This window comes from Streptomyces sp. NPDC014870 (assembly GCF_043081505.1).
In the GTDB taxonomy this organism is placed as follows: domain Bacteria; phylum Actinomycetota; class Actinomycetes; order Streptomycetales; family Streptomycetaceae; genus Streptomyces.
Genome location: NZ_JBIBWQ010000003.1, coordinates 446,493 through 466,368, shown reverse-complemented (window position 1 = coordinate 466,368; position 19,876 = coordinate 446,493). Strand labels below are relative to the sequence as shown.

Genomic DNA, 19,876 nt, shown 5'->3' with positions numbered 1-19,876 from the left:
CGGCCGTCCCTAACTTCGGAGCATGACCGGACGATGCCTTCCCCATCTCCCCTCCCAAGGAGCCGAGTTAGGAACCGCGGCTCCCTTCCACCCCCGGCTCGGTGACGTCGCCGCCGACACCGCCCGCAAGGGCCGGGTCGGCGTCGTGGTGACCCTCCCCGGCGAGGACTCCGCCACCACCTACCACCTGCGCCCGCCCGGCGGCGGCCCCGCCTGGTCCGCCCCGGCGGACGGCACGACACTGCGCCCGGTGCTGGCGCAGGCCACCCACGTCACGCTGCTGCCCGGCCGCGACGCCGTCTACGACCCGCGCGCCCGCCAGGTCTCCGTGCCCGTGGAGATCCACTTCGAGGACGGCTCGACCCGCGAGGGAGCCCTCGTCCTCACCTCTGCCGAGCTGGAGCGCCTCTACACGCAGACCAGCCGACTCCTCGACGCCCACGAGAGCGCCCTCGGCGGCACCACGTGAGCGGGGCCCGACACCGCCGGCCTTGCACCGCCGTCTCCGGCCGGGGTCGGTCCGACCGCAGCAGCCGGCTCGCGCTGACGTTCCTCGCCTTCGCCGGACTTGTCGGGCCGGCCTGGTCCCTGCGTATCCACGTCGATCAGTTCCTCGGCACCACCGGCCACCCGGCCGTTATGGCCACGCCCGACTCCAGCCCGCAGCTTCTCGCCGCCGACCGCTGAACGGCCCTCCGCCGAGGAGACCCGGAGCCTCGCCGTACTGCTCCCGCACCACTCGGTGGAGGGCGACCAGCCTCGTACTCCCGATACGCGAACGGTGAACCCATGACCACATCACTCGCACCGCCCGCCGTCCTGGACCTGGGCAGACCTCTGGAACGCACCACGCGTGGCCTCGCCTACCCCGACGAGCGCGACGGGGACCGCTCGATCGAGGGCGTGCTTCTGAGCAGGACCGGCTCGGAGACGTCGTCCCGGCGGACGGCCATGGAGAAGCTGCTCTGCGGGCTCTGCTCGGGACCGCCCGAGCGGACCGCCGACGGCGTCCTCTGGCTGCTGTCACTGCCCAACGGTGCGCCGGACGAACGGTCGTGGGACGGCTGGCCCGAGGGCGCGAGGACCACCGAGCCGCCCGTGTGCCTCCAGCACGCCACGCCACCGCGCGCGGGCGTCGGGCACAGGGCCTTCTACGTAGCCGAGGCCGAGCTCGTCGGCGTCCACGGAACGCTCCACCCCGCGCCCGGGGTTCTGGCTGCCCCGGTCGACCGGATGCTGAGGTTCGGCGACCCGCGGATGCCCTGGATGGTTGCCCACTCCTACGTACGGCAGCTCCACAGGCTCACCCCTGCCGACGAGCAGAGGAGGACGCGGTGACGACAGGCGTCGGGCCGCTCGGCCCGCACGGCATCCGCAGGGTCCGGGGCTGGGCGACACCGGCTGCCGCCACCGCCCGCGCCGCGCACCTGACCGCCAGGTACCGGGCCGACCGCACCGAGGTCGTCCGCAACCCGCATCTGACCGCCGAGTGGGCGCGGCACGCCGTACGCTCCCCGGTCCTCCTCAACGCCGTACGGAGGGCGATCGGGCCGGACATCGCCGTGGAGAACACCTTCCTGGTGATCAAGTGGCCCGGCCACCCCTTCGAAGTGCCCTGGCACCAGGACGGCATCAACGACCGGATCATGCTCGACCCTCGCCGTTCGGTCGCCGCCTGGCTGGCCCTGACCAACGCCGACGAGACAAGCGGCTGCCTCCGCGTGATCCCCGGCTCCCAGCAACACGGCTATCGGCAGTACGGCACCGAGCCGGACGCCGGAGCCGCCCGAGGCCGGGCACTGAGCGTCGGCGGCATCGACACCGCGCAGGCCCAAGCCCTGCCGTCACAGGGCGGGGACGGCTGCCTGATGGACGTCCGCCTCGTCCACAGCTCGGCCTCCAACACCGGGGCCGGCGTCCGCATCGGCCTCAACATCCGCTTCGTCGCGCCCGACGGATACTCCGTGCGCGACGGCTCAGACCCCAGCCTGTACCCGGTATCCGGGACCGGCTGGTAGTTCAACCCATCCACGAGAGGAGAGCACCACCGTGACCATCCTCAAGGAGTTCCTCGCCCAGGACGCGCCCGCGCGGGTCCGCGTTCTGAACGGCGAGGACACCGACGCCGCCCGCCGCGGCGACAAGAAGCCGGTCGTCCGCAGCGAGTGCACCTACTACTGCCCGGACGAGGCGACCGCCCGCCGCTGCATCGAGGCGCTGGAGGAGTCCGACAGGCGGCTGCGCGAGCGCCCGGAGGAGCTGATGCTCTGGGACTGGCAGGCCACGTACTTCGAGGCCGAGCAGGGCAACGCCAACGGCGGCGGCACCGTCATCCTCGGCGTCGCCTGGTACGAGGAGGACTTCTTCACCGACCGGCGTGACGCCTGGTTCGGCGTGATGCACCAGCGGATCTACAAGGACCTCGGCATCCCGCTGGAGAACATCGAGGTCTCCCACTGGCGGCTGATCGCCTGACGACCGGCCAGTGAGTAGGGGCGGGCCCGGGGCAGCTAGCGGCCCCGGGCCCGCCCGCTCGCCCCCGTTCCGACGGGCTCCTGACCGGGTACGGAACCGGCCGGAGCCCAGCGGACGGCAAGGACCGCACCGAAGAGCCCTACGCCGACCAGGCCAAGGCCGGCCACGGCGAAGGCCAGGCTCGGACGGTGCGCGGCGAGCGCGGGTACGAACAACATCGAGGCCGTCCCCGCAGTGCGGATGACGGTGAGGTCCACGGACATCAGGCGCAGCCGGTGGGCCGGAGGAAAGCCCGACAGGTGAGTGACGAGAGCGACTTGGACGAACGGATTGACCGCCCCGAGCAGCACGGACAGCGCCAGCAGCGCCGGGACCGACCCCGCGAGCGCGATCGCCACGAGGGCCGCGCCGGAGACCGCCCAGGCCAGGCAGTAGAACGCCGGCAGGTTCGGCGGCAGGCGGAGGTTCCCGGCGAGACCGTTCGCCGCGAGGGCTCCGGCGCCGGTGGCGGCGAGCGCGGCCCCGTACGTACCGGCTCCCGCGCCGAGCTGAAGGGTGATGAAGGCGGGCAGCGCGAGGGCGACGGTATGGGCGGCGATGCCGATGCCGTGCACACCGATCGCGACCCCCGTGTCCGGCCGCGTGCGCAGGAGCATCCTGGCCTGCGGCCGGATCGTCTCCTTCTCCGGCACGTGGTCCTGCCGGACCGCCGGACTCCGGCGGGCCAGGATGGCTAGGGCGGCGGCGGAGACGAGGAAGGTCGCCCCGTCCAGCCAGAACAGCGTGCTCATCGGCATGACCGCGAGCAGCAGTCCGGCCCCGCCCGGACCGGCGATCCGTGCGATCCGGCCCGACAGATCCATCAGCCCACTGACCGCCTGGACGTCCCGCTTCTCGACCAGCTCGGGCGTCAGGGCACCGAGGTTCGGATCGAACACGGCCCCCGCGAACCCGGCCACCAGCACCAGCGCGAGCGCCCCAGCCAGCCCCAGGTGCACCCACGCCAGCGGCAGAGCGGCCACCAGCCCGGCCCGTACGACATCCACCACTGCCAACGCTCGGAGAGAGCCGAACCGGCCCACGATCCGGCGCCCGACCGTGCCGAGCACGATGTACGGGACGGACTCGGCGATCGCCACGAGCCCCATCGCGAACGCCCCGGACTCCTCGAAGGCGATCCACATGACCGCCATCGCGTACAGCCGGTCCCCGAAGACCGACAGGGCCTGCCCCACCCACAGCGTGAGCACGGACCGGCTCCGCAGCAGCCGCACGTAATCCAAGATCACCACCGGTCCAGGAACGAACAGAACCCGGCGACACCACAGAGCACCGGGAACGCACGTCACCCTAGAGCACCACGACAGGAGAGTCAGTCGATGTCCGAAGAAATCAGGATTCCTAGTGAGGCCATGGCCTCAGTCGAATCCCACTGCGGACGACCGGTGCTCTGGGAGATCGTCAGCAGTCGCCGAGGCTCCACCGTCTGGAAGGGCACCGGCCCCGCCGCCTCGGTCGCCCTCAAGGCGGGCCAGGACGAAGGCGCCCCGATCACCTCCCGAGAGACCACAGTGGCTGAACACATGCCGGGCCACAGCCCGCTCATCGCCTCCGGCAGCACCAGGACCACCTCCTGGCTGATCACCCCATGGCACGACGGCCCGTCCACCTGGGACGTCTTCCACACGGTCCGCACGACCCACCAGGGCACGCAAGAGGCCCGGGACGCGGCCGTCGACCTGTGCCTCGCGGTCGGGGATCTTCACCGGCAGGGCTGGGTCCACGGCGACCTCCAGCCCGAACACGCGATCCACACGAAGACCGGCATCCAGCTCATCGACTGCACCTGGGCCGCCTCTCCCGGCCTCCTCACCCCCTCAAGGACCTTCCAAGGCGGCCTCCCCCACCTCCTGGCCCCCGAACTGGCCGCCGAGATCGAAGCCGGCCACCGCCCGGTCCAGGTCACGCCCGCTGCCGAGGTCCACACCCTCGCCGCCACCCTGTGGCGCGCGGCCACCGGCACTTGGCCGCGTAGCTGTACAACCGCCCGCAGTCCTGCCGGCCCCGAGATCCGCCGCCTCATCGCTCAGGACCGCTTGCCCTTCGCTGACGTCCCTCAGTGGCCCGGCCTGATCACGATCCTTCGGGGCGTCCTGACCCAGACTCCGAGCCGACGCCCCACTGCCTGGGACCTGGCCGGAGATCTGCGCTCCGCCTCGCTGCGGTGAGAGCGCTCCTCTCATGGCGACACAGGATCACCCCGCTGTTCCTTTCCCCCGATCTCCTGTGTCAGCGCATTCGCCCCTGTTGTCAGTGGTGCCTCGTAGCGTGGTAGTACGAGTGGGTGAGTCGAAGGGCCACGTGATGAGCGCGAGTTACTACCGGAGTCAGCTGGATCACAAGCAGAAGGCACGGGCCGCTGCGGACAAGAAGGTCGGCGAGTACCGGAAGAAGGAGGCCGACAAGCGAGCCGCCGCCGCGAAAGCCCAGGCCGCCGCTGCGAAGGCGTCCAGCAAGTCCACTCGGAACAGCAAGCTGCGGGAGGCGGAGCGACAGGAGGACGCGGCCAACGCCGCCGCGCGCGATGCGGCTTCGTGGAGCGGGAAGGCGGCCCGGTTCGGGAAGGAGGCAGCGGACCTCCAGGTGAACCTGGCCAAGGCAGAGCAAGCGGAGCGCAAGCGGGAGCGCAAGGAGAGCGAGCGCAAAGCGGCTGCCGAGCGAAGGAAGATCAACAGCCGCCTGTCCCTGACCGAGGAACACGTCGAGAGTGTGATCCGACAGCTTCGGGAGCCCAAGAAGGAGAAGCTGCGCGTTCTCATGCTCGGCGCCGCCTCGGGCGGCGACCTTCGTGTGAACCGCGAGCAGGCGCGCATCCGTTCGGCGGTGGAAAGGTCGCTTCACCGTGACCTCGTGGAACTGGACGTCCATCCCGCCGCGACCATCGAGCACCTCCTCGACGGCCTCACGAGGTTCCGGCCCCACGTCGTGCACTTCTCCGGCCACAGCGACAAGGACCTGATCGTTTTCGAGCAGGACCTCGACGAGCCGCACGACGGAGCGATCGTCTCCGCCCGCGCGTTCTCCAGCGCCATCAAGGCGGTCGACGAGCCTCCCCTTCTGGTTCTGCTGAACTCCTGCCATTCCGCGGCCCAGAGCAAGCGTCTCGTCGAGACGGTCCCGTTCGCGATCGGCATGGCCGACGAGGTCGACGACACCGATGCCATCAACTACGCCGCACGCTTCTACACGAGCGTGGCCGACGGCCAGTCGATCCAGGCGGCGCACATGATGGGCCGGGCGATCGTCGAGATGACAGGGTCGCCCGATCACGAGCTGCCCGTCCTCACCTGCGCGTCGGACGTCGACCCGAGCGAGGCGTTCCTGGTTCAGCCACCACATTGACCCCCAAGCTACGGCAACTCACTCAAACCTGAGCGCATGCTGCCTCCTTCACGCCATCATCCTGCTATGGCAATTACACCCAACCAGCAGACCGACCTTCGCAAGGTCTTCTACCAATGCAGGCTCGGCCGCGACGACCTTGAGCGCATGTTCAACATGGCATGCGAGGGAATTGAATCGCCGACAATAAAAGTCTCGACAGTCTCCGGAAATACTCGATTCTGGGAGGAAAACCTCCCTAGCCTAGTGACGGCAGTTCAATCACAATCGGCGGAATCCGGCGACGAGTGGACGAACCTAAACCTGGAAGCCGAGAACCCGGGGAAGGAAAGGGTTGTCTCGATAACGATTGCCACCGACAGAACCGAGTACAACGTATCGGGATCTGACGCCGTCTGGGCCTACGGCCAGTCAGCACGAATCGAAAACTTCCTCAGCCAGAGGGGGGCGGTCACAAAATCACCCAAATACGAGGCCAAGATTTCAGCTGGATTCATCTTCGTGTTCTTGATGATTGGCACCTTCTTCCTCATGGCCGACGACGGTCCTGACACGGTATCCGAGTGCCTCAACCGAGCGAAGAAGATCCGAGAAGACGCACCCACTGTCAACACAATATTCGCCACCCTGATGACACTGGGCCTCGCGGGTGCCATCATCCCCCTACTGAAGCGGAGAGCACTCCGGGCACGCCTGAACGTAAGTTCCAATATTCCGTCCGGCGGGTGGTGGTTCCACCTATCCGCTGCAGAAAAGATCGCAGCAATCGGCATCCCCATCGCCATAGTGGCCGCCGTTGGCGCCGCAATGTCAGGGTTCAGTGACGTATTCGGAAAATAAAGTAGGGGCCCCGAAAGGCCCCTACCCCTGGCCGCGATTAACTCTTGATCTTCACGATCATGAGAATGATTGCAAAGACCAGCAGAGAAATCGGTTCCATCGTGGACTCCCTCAAGTCATGCCCCTCGGGGCGGTGTATGCAGGGAGCCCGCGCTGTTGCCAGTAGGAAGAGTATGCCTCGCGCTGGCACACACCGTCCCTGTTTCGCAGCGAGAAGGCCGGAAGATTCAAGCCAGTCTGTCGACACCTTCTGGACCGCTTCTATGTCCCAGCTCCGCTGGCGGTACCGGTGAGCAGCTCCGATCGGCCGAGCCGCCTACGCGAAGCAGGTGGCTTTGCTCAGACCGCCGTCGCAGCTTTCGACATCAAGACGTACGCCATCGACTGTGTCGACGGCACCGTCGGGGTGCACACGACATGACGAGGGGAGCCTTGCAGCTGGACGTGCCCCGAGCGTGCCCTTCGGGGTGGTGAACAGCGGTCAACACGGGTGCCTGGCAGTCGGCGAAAACCATGACCTCAGTGGCCGTTTACGCAGGTCAGAGGCTATATCGACGCTCTGGGCGTCGGTGATTCCCAAGCTTATAGCGCGGGTTCGATTCCCGTCATCCGCTCTTCTAGGAAGCCCCAGGTCAGCGACCTGGGGCTTGCTTATTGTCTGGGCTTCTCAGCCCACAACGTGTACCCGCCCCACTCCGGATGCCCTGCAAACGCTGAAACTGGGCAGACGTGGAGTTGACGCGTCCCCGATGCCTCGCGGAACGCGGGATCACCTACGCCGGACCGTGCAGGACCCAGGGCGCGTACCGCGCTCGGACATCTCACGATCTTCGTAACCGCACGGATCTCCGGTCGTTTGATCATGCCGTGAACCGTACGTATGCCTTCCGCCATGACGTGGCGCTGGATCCTGACCCGTTCATGGCCTCCTTACGCCGGGAGGAACCCGTCGCGAAGGTCGAGATGCCCTACGGCAGCGGTCCGTGCTGGCTGGTGACCCGGTACGCCGACGTACAGATGGTCACCTCCGACCGCCGCTTCAGCCGGGCCGCTCTCGTCGGCACGGACTTCCCCCGCATCACTCCCGCGCCGATCGCCCAGCCCGAGGCGATCAACCTCATGGACCCGCCTGTCCTGGCGCGCGTCCGCCGTCTGGTCGGCCAGGCATTCGGCCCACGCCAGTTGGACCGGATGACTCCTTGGGTGCAGTCCAGGGTGGACTCCCTGTTGGCGGCGATGGAGACCGCAGGGCCCGGCGCGGATCTGGCCGTGCACCTCTCGGACCGGCTGCCGCTCGAAACGATCTGCGAACTGCTCGGCGTCCCCGCACAGGACCGACCCCGGCTGCGCGGATGGGCGATCGCCATGATGACGATGACTCCCGAGGCCCGCGACGCCGCCGTGAACGCCAGGCAGGAGCTGCGCGGCTACTTCGACGGACTCACCGCAGTCCGCCGTAGCGTGCCGGGGGAGGACCTGCTGTCCGCCCTGGCGACAGCCCGGGTCGGGGAGGAGACCCTGACCGACGGGGAACTCGCTGTACTGGCACAACTTTTGATGGTCAGCGGGCACGACACCACCACGTACGACATCTCGAACATCGCGTACACCCTTCTCACCCATCCCGGTCACCACGCCCAGCTCCAGGCCCGTCCCGAGCTGCTGGAGCCGGCGATCGAGGAGCTGCTGCGCTACATCCCATTCCGTCAGGGGGTCGGCATTCCACGGGTTGCCCTGGAGGACGTCGAGGTCGGCGGGGTGACCATCCCCGCCGGTGACACCGTCCACGTCTCCTACCTCACGGCCAACCGCGACGAGGCGATGTACGAGCGCCCCGACGAGTTGGACTTCGGCCGGACTCGACCGGCCCCGCACATGGCCTTCGGGTACGGCATGCACCACTGTCTCGGCTCTCATCTGGCACGGCTGATGCTACGCACCGCGATCGGCACGCTGCTGTCCCGCTTCCCCGGGTTGCGCCTGGCCGTGCCCGCCGGGGAGATCCGCTGGAACACCCGCTCGATCTGGCGCTATCCCCTCGCCCTGCCGGTCGCGTGGTGAGCACGGTGGCGACCCTTTGCCGTCCAGAAGTGGCGGTCCCCGAGTACGTGGTCACCGCCGAGGAGACCCTGCACACCGCCCGCACGCTGCTCGCTGGGCATCCGCAGCTGGACCTGGTTCTGCGGTTGATCACCAACACCGGAGTGCAGACTCGTCATCTTGTGCGGCCGCTGGAGGAAACCTTGCGCCACCCGGGTTTCGAGGCGCGCAACCTGGTCTACGAGAAGGAGGCGAAGCGGCGGCTGCCGCACGTAGTGGAGGCGTCGCTCGCTCACGCCGAAATCAGCGCGTCCGACATCGACATGCTGGTGTACGTGTCGTGTACGGGCTTCATGATGCCCTCGATGACGGCCTACCTGATCAACAACATGGGGTTCAGGTCGGGCACCCGGCAGTTGCCCATCGCCCAACTGGGCTGCGCCGCCGGAGGAGCGGCCGTCAACCGCGCCCACGACTTCGTGACCGCCTACCCGGGCCGCAACGTGCTGATCGTCGCCTGCGAGTTCTGCTCGCTGCTGTACCAGCCCACCGACCTGGACGTGGGCAGCCTGCTGTCCAACGGCCTCTTCGGCGATGCGATGGCGGCCGTCGTCGTACGCGGCGACGGCGGGAACGGGATCCGCCTGGAGCACAACGGCTCCCACCTGGTCCCCGGAACGGAAGAGTGGATCTCCTACGCCGTCCGGGACACCGGCTTCCACTTCCAGCTGGACAAGCGGGTCCCGGCGACCATGGAGTTCCTCGCCCCCGCGCTACGGGCGATGGCCGAGCCGTACGCCTGGGACGTCGGCGCCCTGGGCTTCTACCTGGTACACGCCGGAGGGCCGCGGATCCTCGACGACCTCGGCCGGCACCTCAACCTGCCCCCGCACGTCTTCCGGCACAGCCGGGCCACGCTCACCGAACGCGGCAACATCGCCAGCGCCGTCGTCTTCGACGCCCTCGCCCGCCTCTTCGAAGAGGGCGGCCCGCAGCCCGGAGAGCGCGGCCTGCTCGCCGGATTCGGCCCGGGCATCACAGCGGAGATCTCCCTCGGCCATTGGTCGGCACCCCCAGCGTCCGACGCCGCCACTGCCGCGGCCGACACCGTCGGCGCCCCGCGGTTCCGGCTCCCCGGCCCCCGAGAGGGGAGCCTGCTCTACCACGTGGCCCCCCGGGGGGAGTGGCTGGCGCGACCCGACCAGCCATACATGCCTGCCTTCCTGGCCAAGGACAATACGGCGCACTGCCTGCCGACCGAGGAGACCGTGCTGGCCGCAGTCAACCGCTTCCACCGGGACAAGCCCGGACCGTTGCTGGCCCTGGTCATCGACCAGGCCCAGCTCGACGCCCCGGTGGAGTGGACGGCCCCCGCCCCCGGAACTCCACTGGACGGGACCGGCCTGCTGCTCCCCCGGATCCGCGGCCCCATCCCCCGCGCGGCTGTGGTCGAGGTGCGCGAGATCGTACGGGACGGCCAAGGCCGCGCCCTGGCTCTCCACCGTCAGGACTGAACCCCCTTGGAATTCACCGTCACCTGATCGGCCGCTCGTCCACCTGGCCGGGCACGGTCAGGCTGGGGGAACCCTGGGGTTCATCACTGGGGCCGCGTGCCACAACGTGCCAGTAGGAGCGGTAAACAGCGGTCCACAGAGGACCCGACGAGAGACCTTCAAGGGCGTCGTCGGCTCCTGTCTTCGCAGGTCAGAGGCCATACGGAGATCCAAGTCACGTGTGATTCCCAAGCTTATAGCGCGGGTTCGATTCCCGTCATCCGCTCCATAGCGAAGCCCCAGGTCAGAGACCTGGGGCTTGTTTGTTGTCCAGACCTCTCGGGGCCCGTCGTGCCCTCCGTGTGCCCTATCTCGCGGGAATGCCCTGCTCGGAGGGCACACGGCGCACCACTTTGCACCACCTCGGCCGATACACCCGCCCCGCCTTCCATGCGCAGGTCCCCGGAGCCGACAACGGCAGCGCCGACGGCACCCTGGGCGCCTGGTGTCAGCGGGACCGCGTCCTCGACGGCGACCCCTTCTTCATCCGCATCGTTCCCTGACCGCCCCGGACCGCGTACCTCGAACAGGATCCTGCGGTCCTAGTTCTGGTCTCCTCACCGGTCACGATGTCGAAGGGCCCCACCATTCGCGGTGGGGCCCTTCGACGTTTCCCGTCCCAGTTGCTGCGTACTACGGGTTGCAGCTGGTCCCCGAGGAGGGGTTGGTGCATGTGTCGGTTCCCGAACCGCCGTCGTTCGTGTTCGTTCCGGGGCCGCCGTCGAGGTTGTCGCGACCGGCGCCGCCGAACAGGGAATCGTTGTCGGCGCCGCCGGTCAGCGTGTCGTTGCCGCTGTCACCCGACAGGTTGTCGCTACCGGCACCGCCGTCGACCTGGTCGTTTCCGCTGCCTGCAGTCACTGTGTCGTCGCCGGAACCGCCGCACACGAGGTCGTTGCCGCTGCGGCCGTCCACGATGTCATTGCCGGCACCGGCGATGATGACATCGCGCCGTGAGGTGCCCTGGATCGTGTCGTTCCCGGACGTCCCCACGATCGTGGCGGGCTGACCGAGGCACGTCTGGGTGACGGTGGTGTCCTCCGTGTCGGTGTTGTTCACCATGTTCGAGTCCGGCACGGACCCGGTCACCGACGCGGTGTCGGTGAAGGTGCCCACGGCGGTGGGGGTCGCGGTGATGTGCAGTGTCGTGTCGGCTCCGGACGCGAGCGTGCCGATCTCGCAGGTGACCACTCCGGGACTGGTCTCGCCGCAGGCGTTGGAGTCCGCCGAGGTGAAGTCGAGCTGCGCGGGAAGCGTGTCGGTGAGAACGACGTCCTCGGCCTGGTCCGGGCCGTTGTTGGTGACGGTGAGGGCGTACGTCACGGTGTCGTTGACCGTGGCCGGGTCGCTTCCGGCGTCGGACTTCGTGACCGCCAGGTCGGCGTCCGGCGGGACGACGCCGGTCTCGATCTTCCCGATCTGGTTGACCTGGTTCTCCGCAAACCACATGTTGGCGTCGGGCCCGGCGGCGATACCGCGCGGCGAGCTGTTGGCGGTGGGGGTGGCGTACTCCGTGATGGCCCCGGCCGTGGTGATCCGACCGACCCGGTCGCCGTCGGTCTCGGTGAACCACAGATTCCCGTCGGGCCCGGCGGCAATCCCCTGCGGGAACGAGTTCGCCTGGGGCAGGGGGTACTCCGTGATGTCTCCGACCGCGGCCTGGGCAGGGGCCACGGCCATGGCCAGGCCGATCAGAGCGCCGACGAGCACGGAACTCAGTCGGCGCGCCAGGCAGGGGCGTCGGCGTGGAAGCGTCCCTGACAGGGGATCACCCAGGGTAGTCACGGACATGGCAGCGGCACCTTTCGGCCAGGAGAGGACGGGGCCACAGACGGGGTAGAGGATCCGAGCACAGCCCGGGGGCGCCGCCGAGCGACCCGCGGTCGTGGCAGCGGGGGCGGCATGCTGCGCTTGTGCGGCCACCGCAGTCGCATCAAATCCCTGACGCACCATCAGCCCTCGCCACGGGAATCCGGCGCACGCCCCGGCCACCTTCCGTCGTCCGGAGCAACTCGCCGAAGAGCGTTGGTCCACCGCCGCTCCTTCGGCATGCCGACCGCGTCACGCGCCTTGCGCCACTTCCGACCGAAGGTGGTGCCGCGCAGGGCCGCGCCCCGCTCCCCCACGAAGACGAGGCCATCGGGCCCCGTCCTGCGCGATCCACTCCAAGTGTCGGCGGACGTCGAGGAGGATGAAGCCAGGCAGCATGATCTCCCGTTTACCCGCACGGGACTTGGGGTCTCCGATCACTCGGCGGGCGGTGATCAGTCCCGGAGCGGCCCGCCGCACCCGCACGGAACCGGTATCGAGGTCGATGTCGGCTAGGCGTATCTCGGCCGGCTCCTCCGGGCGCATGGAGGCGAAGGCTCCGAGCAGGACCATCAGGCGCCGGCGGATCCCGATGGCCTCGGCGAGGGCGAAGACCTGCTCGACGGTGGCCACGGGCCCGGCGCCTATGGCGCTGGTTCGATTCCCGTCACCCGCTCAGACACGAATCCCCCGGTCGGTAACCGGGGGATTCGTCGTCGTCCCAACCTGACCCGCCCTGCGGGGGCGGTGCGTCAGTTCGCTGCGATGTCGTCGCCCGTCGGCCCGGCGCCCTCAGCCACGCCTACCTTCTCGCGCATCTTGCGCACCAGCTCAGCCTTCCGGTCGGCGGCACCCTGGCGGTCGAGGTTGCGGTGCGGACCGTTGTTCTGCCGCTCGGCGCGGGACAGCTTCTTGCGCTGCCCGCCGCCCTGACCCACGGGGTTGTTGATGTTCTTGCTGTCGGTCACGGGTTCTCCCGGTCATGAGGTGAAAGATCTACGGATTCATCGGTGGGGACGGGCGCGGCGACGTCGAAGGACGTCAGCAGGGGCCCGTCACGTCCTCACTCGCAAATCGGCGCCCTGGAAGAACATGACAAAGACGTTACCCGGTTCCGTCGACCCCGCACACCAGTGCCTTTCCCCGCCCGGGCGTCGGCCGGCCCTTCGGCGGCGCCCGGGGCAGCATCCGGGTGGTACCCGTTCTGGGGACCCCTCCCTGGGGCTTTGTATCGGAGGCGTGTCGGACAGCGCTCGGGCCGGCATCGAATCGGTGTGCCGGGCGATGCCCAGTCAGCCGGTACGGCGCCGTTTCCAGGGCCGGCCGACAGGGGTTCGACCTGGGGTTTCTCGCGGGCAGGAGGAGGACGGTGCGGTGTCGCGCGTGCCTCCGGACGATGCGCCGGACTGTCCGCTGTCTGCCGTATCGTCGTGGATCTGAGCGGGGCCGTCCGCCCGTCCACCGCCCGAACAGGAGCCCCCTTGTCCTCGCCCGCCTCCTCCGCGCCGACTGCCCGCGTGCTGCTGGTCGAGGACGACGACCTGATGCGCCGGTCGTTCTCCGTCGCCCTGGAGCGCTACGGCTACGCGGTGCGGGCGGCGGCCGACGGGCTCACCGGGCTCGAGATCTTCCGGGAGGGAGACTTCGACCTGCTGATCCTCGACGTGATGCTGCCCGGCCTCGACGGGATCGGGCTGTGCCGCAGGGTTCGGGAGACCAGCCTGGTACCGGTCCTGATGATGTCCGCCCGCGGCGACGGACTCGACGTGGTCGCCGGGCTGGAGGCCGGGGCTGACGACTACGTCGTCAAACCGGTGGAGACGTACGTCCTGGTGGCCCGCATGCGTTCGCTGCTGCGGCGCGCCACTTACGCGCCTGTGCCCCCGAACGGACCGGCATCGGCTGGGAGCCGGCCGGCCGAGGACGACGTGCTGGAGTTCGGGGACCTGAGGATCGACACCGCCGGGATGGAGGTGTTCCTCGCCGGCCGGCCGGTGGCTCTGACCCCTACGGAGCTCAAGCTCCTGCTGGAGTTCGCCGCCCACCCCGGGGTCGTGCTGGAGCGGCACACTCTCCTCCGGGACGTGTGGGACTACGGCTGGGACGGGGACAGCCGCGTCGTGGACCTGTGTGTGCAGCGGCTGCGCCGCAAGGTGGGCCGGGACCGGATCGAGACGGTCCGGGGCTTCGGATACAAGTTCCGGCGGTGACCGTGCGTCCCCTCCGCAGGCCGTGGGCGGGCCACACCTCGTTGCGCCGGAAGATCGCCGCGCTCGCCGCGGCGACGGCCCTGCTCGTCGTGGCGGCGGTCGGCGTCCTGGTGCACCTGTGGACCGCCCACGACATCCGCAGCCGGGGCGAGGCACGGGCGTTGAACACCGTGTACGCGGCCATGGACGTGTACCGGCGCACCGGCGTCCTCACGGACGGTGCCGAACTCGACCCCGCCGACCTGCCCGCCGCGCTGCGGGCTCCGGCCGACGGCGAACGGCACCGGGTCTACGACGGGCACGTCGAAGGGAACGTCGGGCCGAGCGTCTGGGCCGCCCAGCGGACCGGCGGTCCGGGCAGCCCCGTCCTCGCCGTCCAGATCAACCTGAGCTCGGACCGCGCCAACCTGTCGCGCCTCGACGCGGCCATGGCCGTCGCCTCGCTCGTCGCGCTCGCGGCCGCCGTTCCCCTGGCCGTCTATGGTGCCGGGCTCCTGTCCCGGAGACTGGGCCGGGTCGCCGAGACGGCGGCACGCATCTCCGCCGGAGACCTGGACGCCCGCTCGGGGCCCACGAAGGGCCGTGACGAGGTCGCGGACATCGCCGCGACCGTCGACCGGATGGCCGACAGCCTCGCGCTGCGGCTGCGCACCGAGCGCCGGTTCACCGCGGACGTGGCCCACGAGCTGCGCACCCCGGTCGGAGGACTCCTTGCCGCCGTCGACCTCCTGCCGCCCGGTGAGACCGAAGATCTGCTGCGGGCCCGGGTGCGCGACCTGCGCGGCCTGGTCGAAGACCTCCTGGAGATCTCCCGCCTGGACGCCGGGGCGGAGGAACCGGTCCGGGTCCGGGTACCGCTCGGCGCCGTGGTCGCCGAGGCCGTCTCCCGTACCGGTCTCGTCACCGAGGTCACCGAGGCCGCCGAGGTCACCGAGGCTGCCGAGGCTGCCGACGACGGCGTCGCGCGGACGCTGGAGACCGACCCGCGACGCCTGGAACGGATCGTCGGCAACCTCGTCGTCAACGCGCACCGCCACGGCGCCGGCCCCGTGCGCGTCACCGTCGACGGACTGACGGTCGTCGTCCGTGACCACGGCCCCGGCTTCCCGCCCGATCTGCTGCTCCACGGCCCGCGCCGCTTCCACACAGGCGCCCGGGAACGCGGCTCCGGCCACGGCCTGGGGCTCACCATCGCCTTCGGCCAGGCCCGGGTCCTCGGCGCCGAGCTGCTACTGGCCAACGCCCCGGACGGAGGGGCCGTCGCCACCCTGCGGCTGCCCCCGTGACGGACGGCCGTACGGTCGGTACGCGGTGGAGCAGGCACTGATACACGGCGGCCCAGGGCCCGATACGTTGCTCCGGCACCCTTCGAAGGACACCACGTCACGTACCGATCCGGGCACGGGACCGCATTCGAGGAGGTCACTCATGAACTCGTCCGACCGCACTGCCGCCGCCCAGCCGCAGTGGGGCAGCCGGCCGCAGACCGCTCTGCGCCGGGGCGCCCTGGGCATCGGCGCCCTCACCGCTGTCCTGTCCCTGCTGCTCGTCCTCGGCGCCTTCACCGCGAACACCACGGCGGGCGAGACGGGACAGCCCGCCGGAGTGCTCGGCGTGATCGGACTGTTCCTCGGCGGAACGCTCCTGGCCGTCGGCGGGCTCGCCCGCTTCGTCGCCGCCCAGGCCGGACGCCGGTAACGGCAGCGCCCCCCAGGGCCTCGCCGCCGTGTCCGCGCTCTCGATGCGCGGACACCGCGGGGAGGCCCTTTCGCGTGCCCGGCCCGCTACACCTTTGCCGCACGCCCGAGCGGTCGCCGATACAGAGCGGCCCAGGCCCCGATACGTTCCCCGGACACCCTTCTCGTGCGTCTTTCCGTACGAGAAGAGGAGCCCCATGACCGCCGACCTCCTGTCGCGGCACCCGATGACCGGCATCGCGGCCGCCACCACCGACCTGTCGAAGATCTACGGCGGCGGCGACACCCGGGTCGTCGCCCTGGACCGGGTCAGCATCGCCTTCCGCGAGGCCGAGTTCACCGCCATCATGGGCCCGTCGGGGTGCGGCAAGTCCACGCTGATGCATTGCGCCGCCGGACTCGACTCGCCCACCTCCGGGTCCGTACGCGTCGGCACCACCGAACTCGGCGGCCTCAGGGACCGGCAGCTCACGCAGCTGCGCCGGGACCGGATCGGGTTCGTCTTCCAGGCGTTCAACCTGCTGCCGACGCTGACCGCGCTCGAGAACATCACGCTGCCGATGGACATCGCCGGACGCCGCCCCGACCGCGAGTGGCTGGACCGGGTGGTGTCGATGGTCGGCCTCTCCGATCGTCTGGGCCACCGGCCCGCACAGCTGTCCGGCGGCCAGCAGCAGCGCGTCGCCGTCGCCCGCGCCCTGGCCTCGCGCCCGGCGATCGTCTTCGGCGACGAGCCCACCGGCAACCTCGACTCGCGCGCCGGGGCCGAGGTCCTCGGCTTCCTGCGCGACTCGGTGCGCGAGCTGGGTCAGACCGTGGTCATGGTCACCCACGACCCCGTGGCCGCCGGCTACGCCGACCGCGTCGTGTTCCTCTCCGACGGCCGCCTCGTCGAGGAGATGGCCCGGCCCACCCCGGACCGCGTCCTCGACCTGATGAAGAGCCTGGGCTCCCGCTCCCACGACGGCTGAGCCGCGCCCCGCCGCCCGCCGCGTACCCGCGCCGCCCGCCCCGTACCGCCCCGTCCCCGGAAGTCCCCGACCTCCTCGGAATCCCTCGGAAAGCCCCGGAAGCCCATGCTGAGAACAACCCTGCGCAACCTCCTGGCCCACAAGGCCCGGCTGGCCATGACCGTCCTCGCCGTATGCCTGGGTGTCGCCTTCGTCAGCGGCACCCTCGTCTTCGCGGACTCCACCGCCGCCGCCCATCGCGCCGCCGCGTCGAAGAACTTCGCCGGGATCGACGTCACCGTGACCGAGAAGGCTCCCGAGCCCGGTGCCGAGGCGGGGCCGCCGGCCAGTGTGCTCGACGACGCACTCGCCGCGGAACTGGCCCGGGTGCCCGGTGTCGCCGCCGTACGCCCGTCGGTCGACGGCGCGGCCACCCTGAACGCGGCGGACGGCACCCCGTTGCGGGCCGACCGGGCCTGGTCGAACCTGGCCGCCGCGTACGTACCGGGCAAGGACGGCAAGGACAGCCGTCATCCGCTGGTCGAAGGCCGCGGCCCCGCGAACAGCGGCGAGATCGCCGTCGACAGCGGAACTGCCACCGCGGGCCGCTTCCACGTCGGCGACACGATCACCCTGGCCACGGACGGCCCGGTCATGACCAAGCGGCTGGTCGGCATCGTCACCACCGACGACACCCGCGTGACCGCCGGCGGGACCCTCGCCCTGTTCGACACGGCGACCGCGCAGAAGCTGTTCTCGACTCCCGGCCACTACACCGGCATCGACCTGGCCGCCGCGCCCGGCACCACCGCGAACGAACTCGCCGACCGGGTCAGGGCCGTGCTCCCCGCCGACCGTGCCGAAGCCACCACCGGCGCCGCCCAGGCGGCCCAACAGGCCATCCTCGTCGACACCCTGACCCGCGGTTACGAGAAGGTGCCGATGGTCTTCGCCGGGGTCTCGCTCTTCATCGGCTCGTTCCTCATCGTCAACACCTTCACCATGGTCGTGGCGCGGCGGACCCGGGAGACCGCACTGCTCCGGGCGATCGGCGCCTCGCGCCGCCAGGTGTCGCGCTCCGTCCTCCTGGAGGCCCTCGTCGTCGGCCTGGCCGCCTCGGTGACCGGCTTCCTGCTCGGGCTCGGCATCGCCGCAGTGCTGCCCGACGTCCTCGGCGCCGACGGCACCCTACCCGGCGGCCCCCTGGTGATCGGCCCGCGCTCGGTCGTGGCGGCGCTCGGTGTGGGCGTCGGCGTCACCGTACTCGCCGCGTGGCTGCCCTCCCGCCGGGCCGCGAGAACCGCACCCGTCGAGGCGATGCGGACGGCCGAACAGCCGCCCACGGCGCAGCGGTTCCGGCTGCGTGGCGCGGTGGGCCTCGGCCTCCTCGTACTCGGCGCCGGCCGGCTGGTGACGCTCAGCGGCGCCAAGGACGCCTCGGAGGAGAACCTGCGCGACGCGATGGCCGGCTGCGGCCTGTTCGCCGCCGCCCTGATCATGCTCGCGCCGCTGCTCGCCTCCCCGGTGATCCGGCTGACCGGCCGGCTGACCGGGCGCTTCGGCCTCACCGGCCGCCTCGCCCGCGAGAACGCCCTGCGCGACCCGCGCCGCACCGCGGCCACCGCCGCCACCCTGCTGATCAGCACCGGTCTCGTCACCGGGCTCGCCGTCATCGGGCACTCCACCGGACAGGCCCTCGACCGCCAGGCCGCGGCCGGTCTCGGCGCCGACTACGTCGTCAGCACCCGTTCCACCATGACGGGCATCGACCCCGGTGCCGTACGACGGCTGGCCGACACCACCGGGGTGCGCACCGCGCACGCGATCACGGACTCGACCCTGTTCACCGGAAGCGGCGTGCGACAGATCTCCGGCGTCGACCCCGCCACCGTGCACGACACCATGAAGCTCGACTTCGTCTCCGGCTCCGCCGAGAACCTGGCCCCGGGCCGGATCGCCGTCTCCAGCACCCTCGCCCGCGAGCACGGGGTGACCACCGGCGGCCTGCTGAACGTCCGGCTGGGCCGCGAAGGGAAGTTCGCCGCGTACAAGGTCGTGGGTGTCTACAAGGACAGCCCCGTCGCCCACGACGCGCTCGGCAGCCGCGCCGAGGTCGCCAGGAACAGCTTCCTGCCCGGCTCCGTCCAGCGCGTCCTGCTGCGCACCGACGGCCCGGGGACGAAGGAGTTGGAGGCCCGGCTGCGCACCGCCGTGGGCAACAACCCGCTCCTCAAGGTGCAGGACCGGGACCAACTCGTCCGCGAGGCGGCGGGCACCATGGCCGACCTGCTGAACGTGATGTACGGGATGCTCGGCATCGGCGTCGTCATCAGCGCGCTCGGCATCGTGAACACGCTGGCCATGTCGGTCGCCGAACGCACCCGTGAGATCGGCGCGTTGCGGGCTCTCGGCATGGACCGCGCGGGCGTCCGCCGGATGATCCGTCTGGAGGCGCTGACCGTCGCGGGCTTCGGGACGTTCCTCGGCCTGGCGGGCGGACTGTTCGGCGCCTGGTCGGTCGGCTCCCTCGCCAACGGCGCCATCGACCAGTACGCCCTGGCCCTGCCCTGGGGGACGCTGCTCCTCGTGTGCCTGCTCTCCCTCGCGATCGGCGTCCTCGCGGCCGCCGTCCCGGCCCGCCGGGCGGCCGCCCTGAGCCCCTTGGAGGCGGTCGCGGACGTCTGACGCGCGGTGCGGGGCCGTGGGAAGCCACCGACGACGCCGGCGGGTTCCCGGACCTCTCCGGCGCCGGAGAGGTCCGGGAACCGGACGACGAGGAGGCCGTGGTCGGCAACGCACGCCTCCTTACACCTGGCACATCGCCGGCCCAGACGTCCCGGGGCGGGGGCCGAGGCGCTCGGCGGCCTCGTCGACCGTACGGAGGCGGCCTTCGATGGCAC

Annotated in this window: 20 protein-coding genes and 1 pseudogene; 17 read left to right on the top strand and 4 right to left on the bottom strand. The window is 70.3% G+C overall.

The genetic code is table 11. The features are described from left to right. The first annotated feature begins 22 nt into the window (after nucleotides 1-22). The 5 genes from ACF09C_RS10770 to ACF09C_RS10750 all read left to right on the top strand — a co-directional run bounded on the left by ACF09C_RS10770 (nucleotide 23) and on the right by ACF09C_RS10750 (nucleotide 2,475). Nucleotides 23-469 carry a hypothetical protein gene (locus tag ACF09C_RS10770; protein ID WP_392090998.1) on the top strand — a complete coding sequence of 149 codons (447 nt, stop codon included), beginning with the start codon at nucleotides 23-25 and terminating at the stop codon, nucleotides 467-469. Further along, nucleotides 466-687, top strand: a complete 222-nt coding sequence (locus tag ACF09C_RS10765) for a hypothetical protein (protein WP_392090997.1) — start codon at nucleotides 466-468, stop codon at nucleotides 685-687. Before ACF09C_RS10770 ends, ACF09C_RS10765 begins: the two co-directional genes overlap by 4 nt. Before the next feature lie 102 nt (nucleotides 688-789). Then, nucleotides 790-1,338: a hypothetical protein gene (locus ACF09C_RS10760; protein WP_392090995.1), complete on the top strand. Its 549-nt coding sequence runs from the start codon at nucleotides 790-792 to the stop codon at nucleotides 1,336-1,338. Beyond that, nucleotides 1,335-2,018: a phytanoyl-CoA dioxygenase family protein gene (locus tag ACF09C_RS10755; protein ID WP_392090994.1), complete on the top strand. Its 684-nt coding sequence runs from the start codon at nucleotides 1,335-1,337 to the stop codon at nucleotides 2,016-2,018. Before ACF09C_RS10760 ends, ACF09C_RS10755 begins: the two co-directional genes overlap by 4 nt. 31 nt (nucleotides 2,019-2,049) lie before the next feature. After that, the gene (locus ACF09C_RS10750) at nucleotides 2,050-2,475 is read left to right on the top strand and encodes a hypothetical protein (RefSeq protein WP_392090993.1); all 426 of its coding nucleotides are present in this window, start codon (nucleotides 2,050-2,052) and stop codon (nucleotides 2,473-2,475) included. 35 nt (nucleotides 2,476-2,510) lie between these two features. Here the strand turns inward: ACF09C_RS10750 and ACF09C_RS10745 are convergent, their stop codons facing one another. After that, on the bottom strand, nucleotides 2,511-3,767 hold the full coding sequence (locus ACF09C_RS10745) for an MFS transporter (RefSeq protein WP_392090992.1): 1,257 nt from the start codon (nucleotides 3,765-3,767) through the stop codon (nucleotides 2,511-2,513). A gap of 120 nt (nucleotides 3,768-3,887) precedes the next feature. On the opposite strand from ACF09C_RS10745, the gene ACF09C_RS10740 reads away from it, so the two are divergent. The 7 genes and pseudogenes from ACF09C_RS10740 to ACF09C_RS10710 all read left to right on the top strand — a co-directional run bounded on the left by ACF09C_RS10740 (nucleotide 3,888) and on the right by ACF09C_RS10710 (nucleotide 10,813). After that, entirely contained in the window at nucleotides 3,888-4,703 is an 816-nt protein-coding gene (locus ACF09C_RS10740) for a hypothetical protein (RefSeq protein ID WP_392090991.1), read from the top strand. Nucleotides 4,704-4,815: 112 nt separating this feature from the next. After that, entirely contained in the window at nucleotides 4,816-5,877 is a 1,062-nt protein-coding gene (locus ACF09C_RS10735) for a hypothetical protein (protein ID WP_392090990.1), read from the top strand. A gap of 66 nt (nucleotides 5,878-5,943) precedes the next feature. After that, nucleotides 5,944-6,717 carry a hypothetical protein gene (locus tag ACF09C_RS10730; RefSeq protein ID WP_392090989.1) on the top strand — a complete coding sequence of 258 codons (774 nt, stop codon included), beginning with the start codon at nucleotides 5,944-5,946 and terminating at the stop codon, nucleotides 6,715-6,717. Between the two features lie 921 nt (nucleotides 6,718-7,638). Continuing rightward, entirely contained in the window at nucleotides 7,639-8,778 is a 1,140-nt protein-coding gene (locus tag ACF09C_RS10725) for a cytochrome P450 (RefSeq protein WP_392091406.1), read from the top strand. A gap of 5 nt (nucleotides 8,779-8,783) precedes the next feature. Beyond that, nucleotides 8,784-9,863, top strand: a pseudogene (locus tag ACF09C_RS10720) (type III polyketide synthase); the annotation flags it as partial. A 105-nt stretch (nucleotides 9,864-9,968) separates the two neighbouring features. After that, nucleotides 9,969-10,271: a DUF952 domain-containing protein gene (locus tag ACF09C_RS10715; protein ID WP_392091404.1), complete on the top strand. Its 303-nt coding sequence runs from the start codon at nucleotides 9,969-9,971 to the stop codon at nucleotides 10,269-10,271. A 359-nt stretch (nucleotides 10,272-10,630) separates the two neighbouring features. Continuing rightward, nucleotides 10,631-10,813, top strand: a complete 183-nt coding sequence (locus tag ACF09C_RS10710) for a hypothetical protein (RefSeq protein ID WP_392090987.1) — start codon at nucleotides 10,631-10,633, stop codon at nucleotides 10,811-10,813. Nucleotides 10,814-10,943: 130 nt separating this feature from the next. On the opposite strand, the gene ACF09C_RS10705 is transcribed toward ACF09C_RS10710, so the two are convergent. The 3 genes from ACF09C_RS10705 to ACF09C_RS10695 all read right to left on the bottom strand — a co-directional run bounded on the left by ACF09C_RS10705 (nucleotide 10,944) and on the right by ACF09C_RS10695 (nucleotide 13,087). Continuing rightward, the gene (locus ACF09C_RS10705; RefSeq protein WP_392090985.1) at nucleotides 10,944-12,101 is read right to left on the bottom strand and encodes a hypothetical protein; all 1,158 of its coding nucleotides are present in this window, start codon (nucleotides 12,099-12,101) and stop codon (nucleotides 10,944-10,946) included. 270 nt (nucleotides 12,102-12,371) lie between these two features. Then, complete coding sequence (locus ACF09C_RS10700; protein WP_392090984.1) at nucleotides 12,372-12,752, bottom strand: hypothetical protein; 381 nt, start codon at nucleotides 12,750-12,752, stop codon at nucleotides 12,372-12,374. A 119-nt stretch (nucleotides 12,753-12,871) separates the two neighbouring features. Beyond that, nucleotides 12,872-13,087 carry a DUF6243 family protein gene (locus ACF09C_RS10695; RefSeq protein ID WP_392090983.1) on the bottom strand — a complete coding sequence of 72 codons (216 nt, stop codon included), beginning with the start codon at nucleotides 13,085-13,087 and terminating at the stop codon, nucleotides 12,872-12,874. Nucleotides 13,088-13,663: 576 nt separating this feature from the next. Here ACF09C_RS10695 and cseB point away from each other — a divergent pair. From cseB to ACF09C_RS10670, 5 genes are all read left to right on the top strand, one after another. Beyond that, the gene (gene cseB / locus ACF09C_RS10690; RefSeq protein ID WP_392091403.1) at nucleotides 13,664-14,329 is read left to right on the top strand and encodes a two-component system response regulator CseB; all 666 of its coding nucleotides are present in this window, start codon (nucleotides 13,664-13,666) and stop codon (nucleotides 14,327-14,329) included. After that, entirely contained in the window at nucleotides 14,326-15,615 is a 1,290-nt protein-coding gene (locus ACF09C_RS10685; protein WP_392090981.1) for a sensor histidine kinase, read from the top strand. The genes cseB and ACF09C_RS10685 overlap by 4 nt, the downstream gene beginning before the upstream one ends. A 142-nt stretch (nucleotides 15,616-15,757) precedes the next feature. Then, a complete protein-coding gene (locus tag ACF09C_RS10680) occupies nucleotides 15,758-16,027 on the top strand; it encodes a hypothetical protein (RefSeq protein ID WP_392090979.1) in 270 nt (89 codons plus the stop codon). 196 nt (nucleotides 16,028-16,223) lie between these two features. After that, a complete protein-coding gene (locus ACF09C_RS10675; RefSeq protein ID WP_392090978.1) occupies nucleotides 16,224-16,997 on the top strand; it encodes an ABC transporter ATP-binding protein in 774 nt (257 codons plus the stop codon). 105 nt (nucleotides 16,998-17,102) lie between these two features. Continuing rightward, a complete protein-coding gene (locus ACF09C_RS10670) occupies nucleotides 17,103-19,661 on the top strand; it encodes an ABC transporter permease (RefSeq protein WP_392090977.1) in 2,559 nt (852 codons plus the stop codon). The last annotated feature ends 215 nt before the right edge of the window (nucleotides 19,662-19,876 follow it).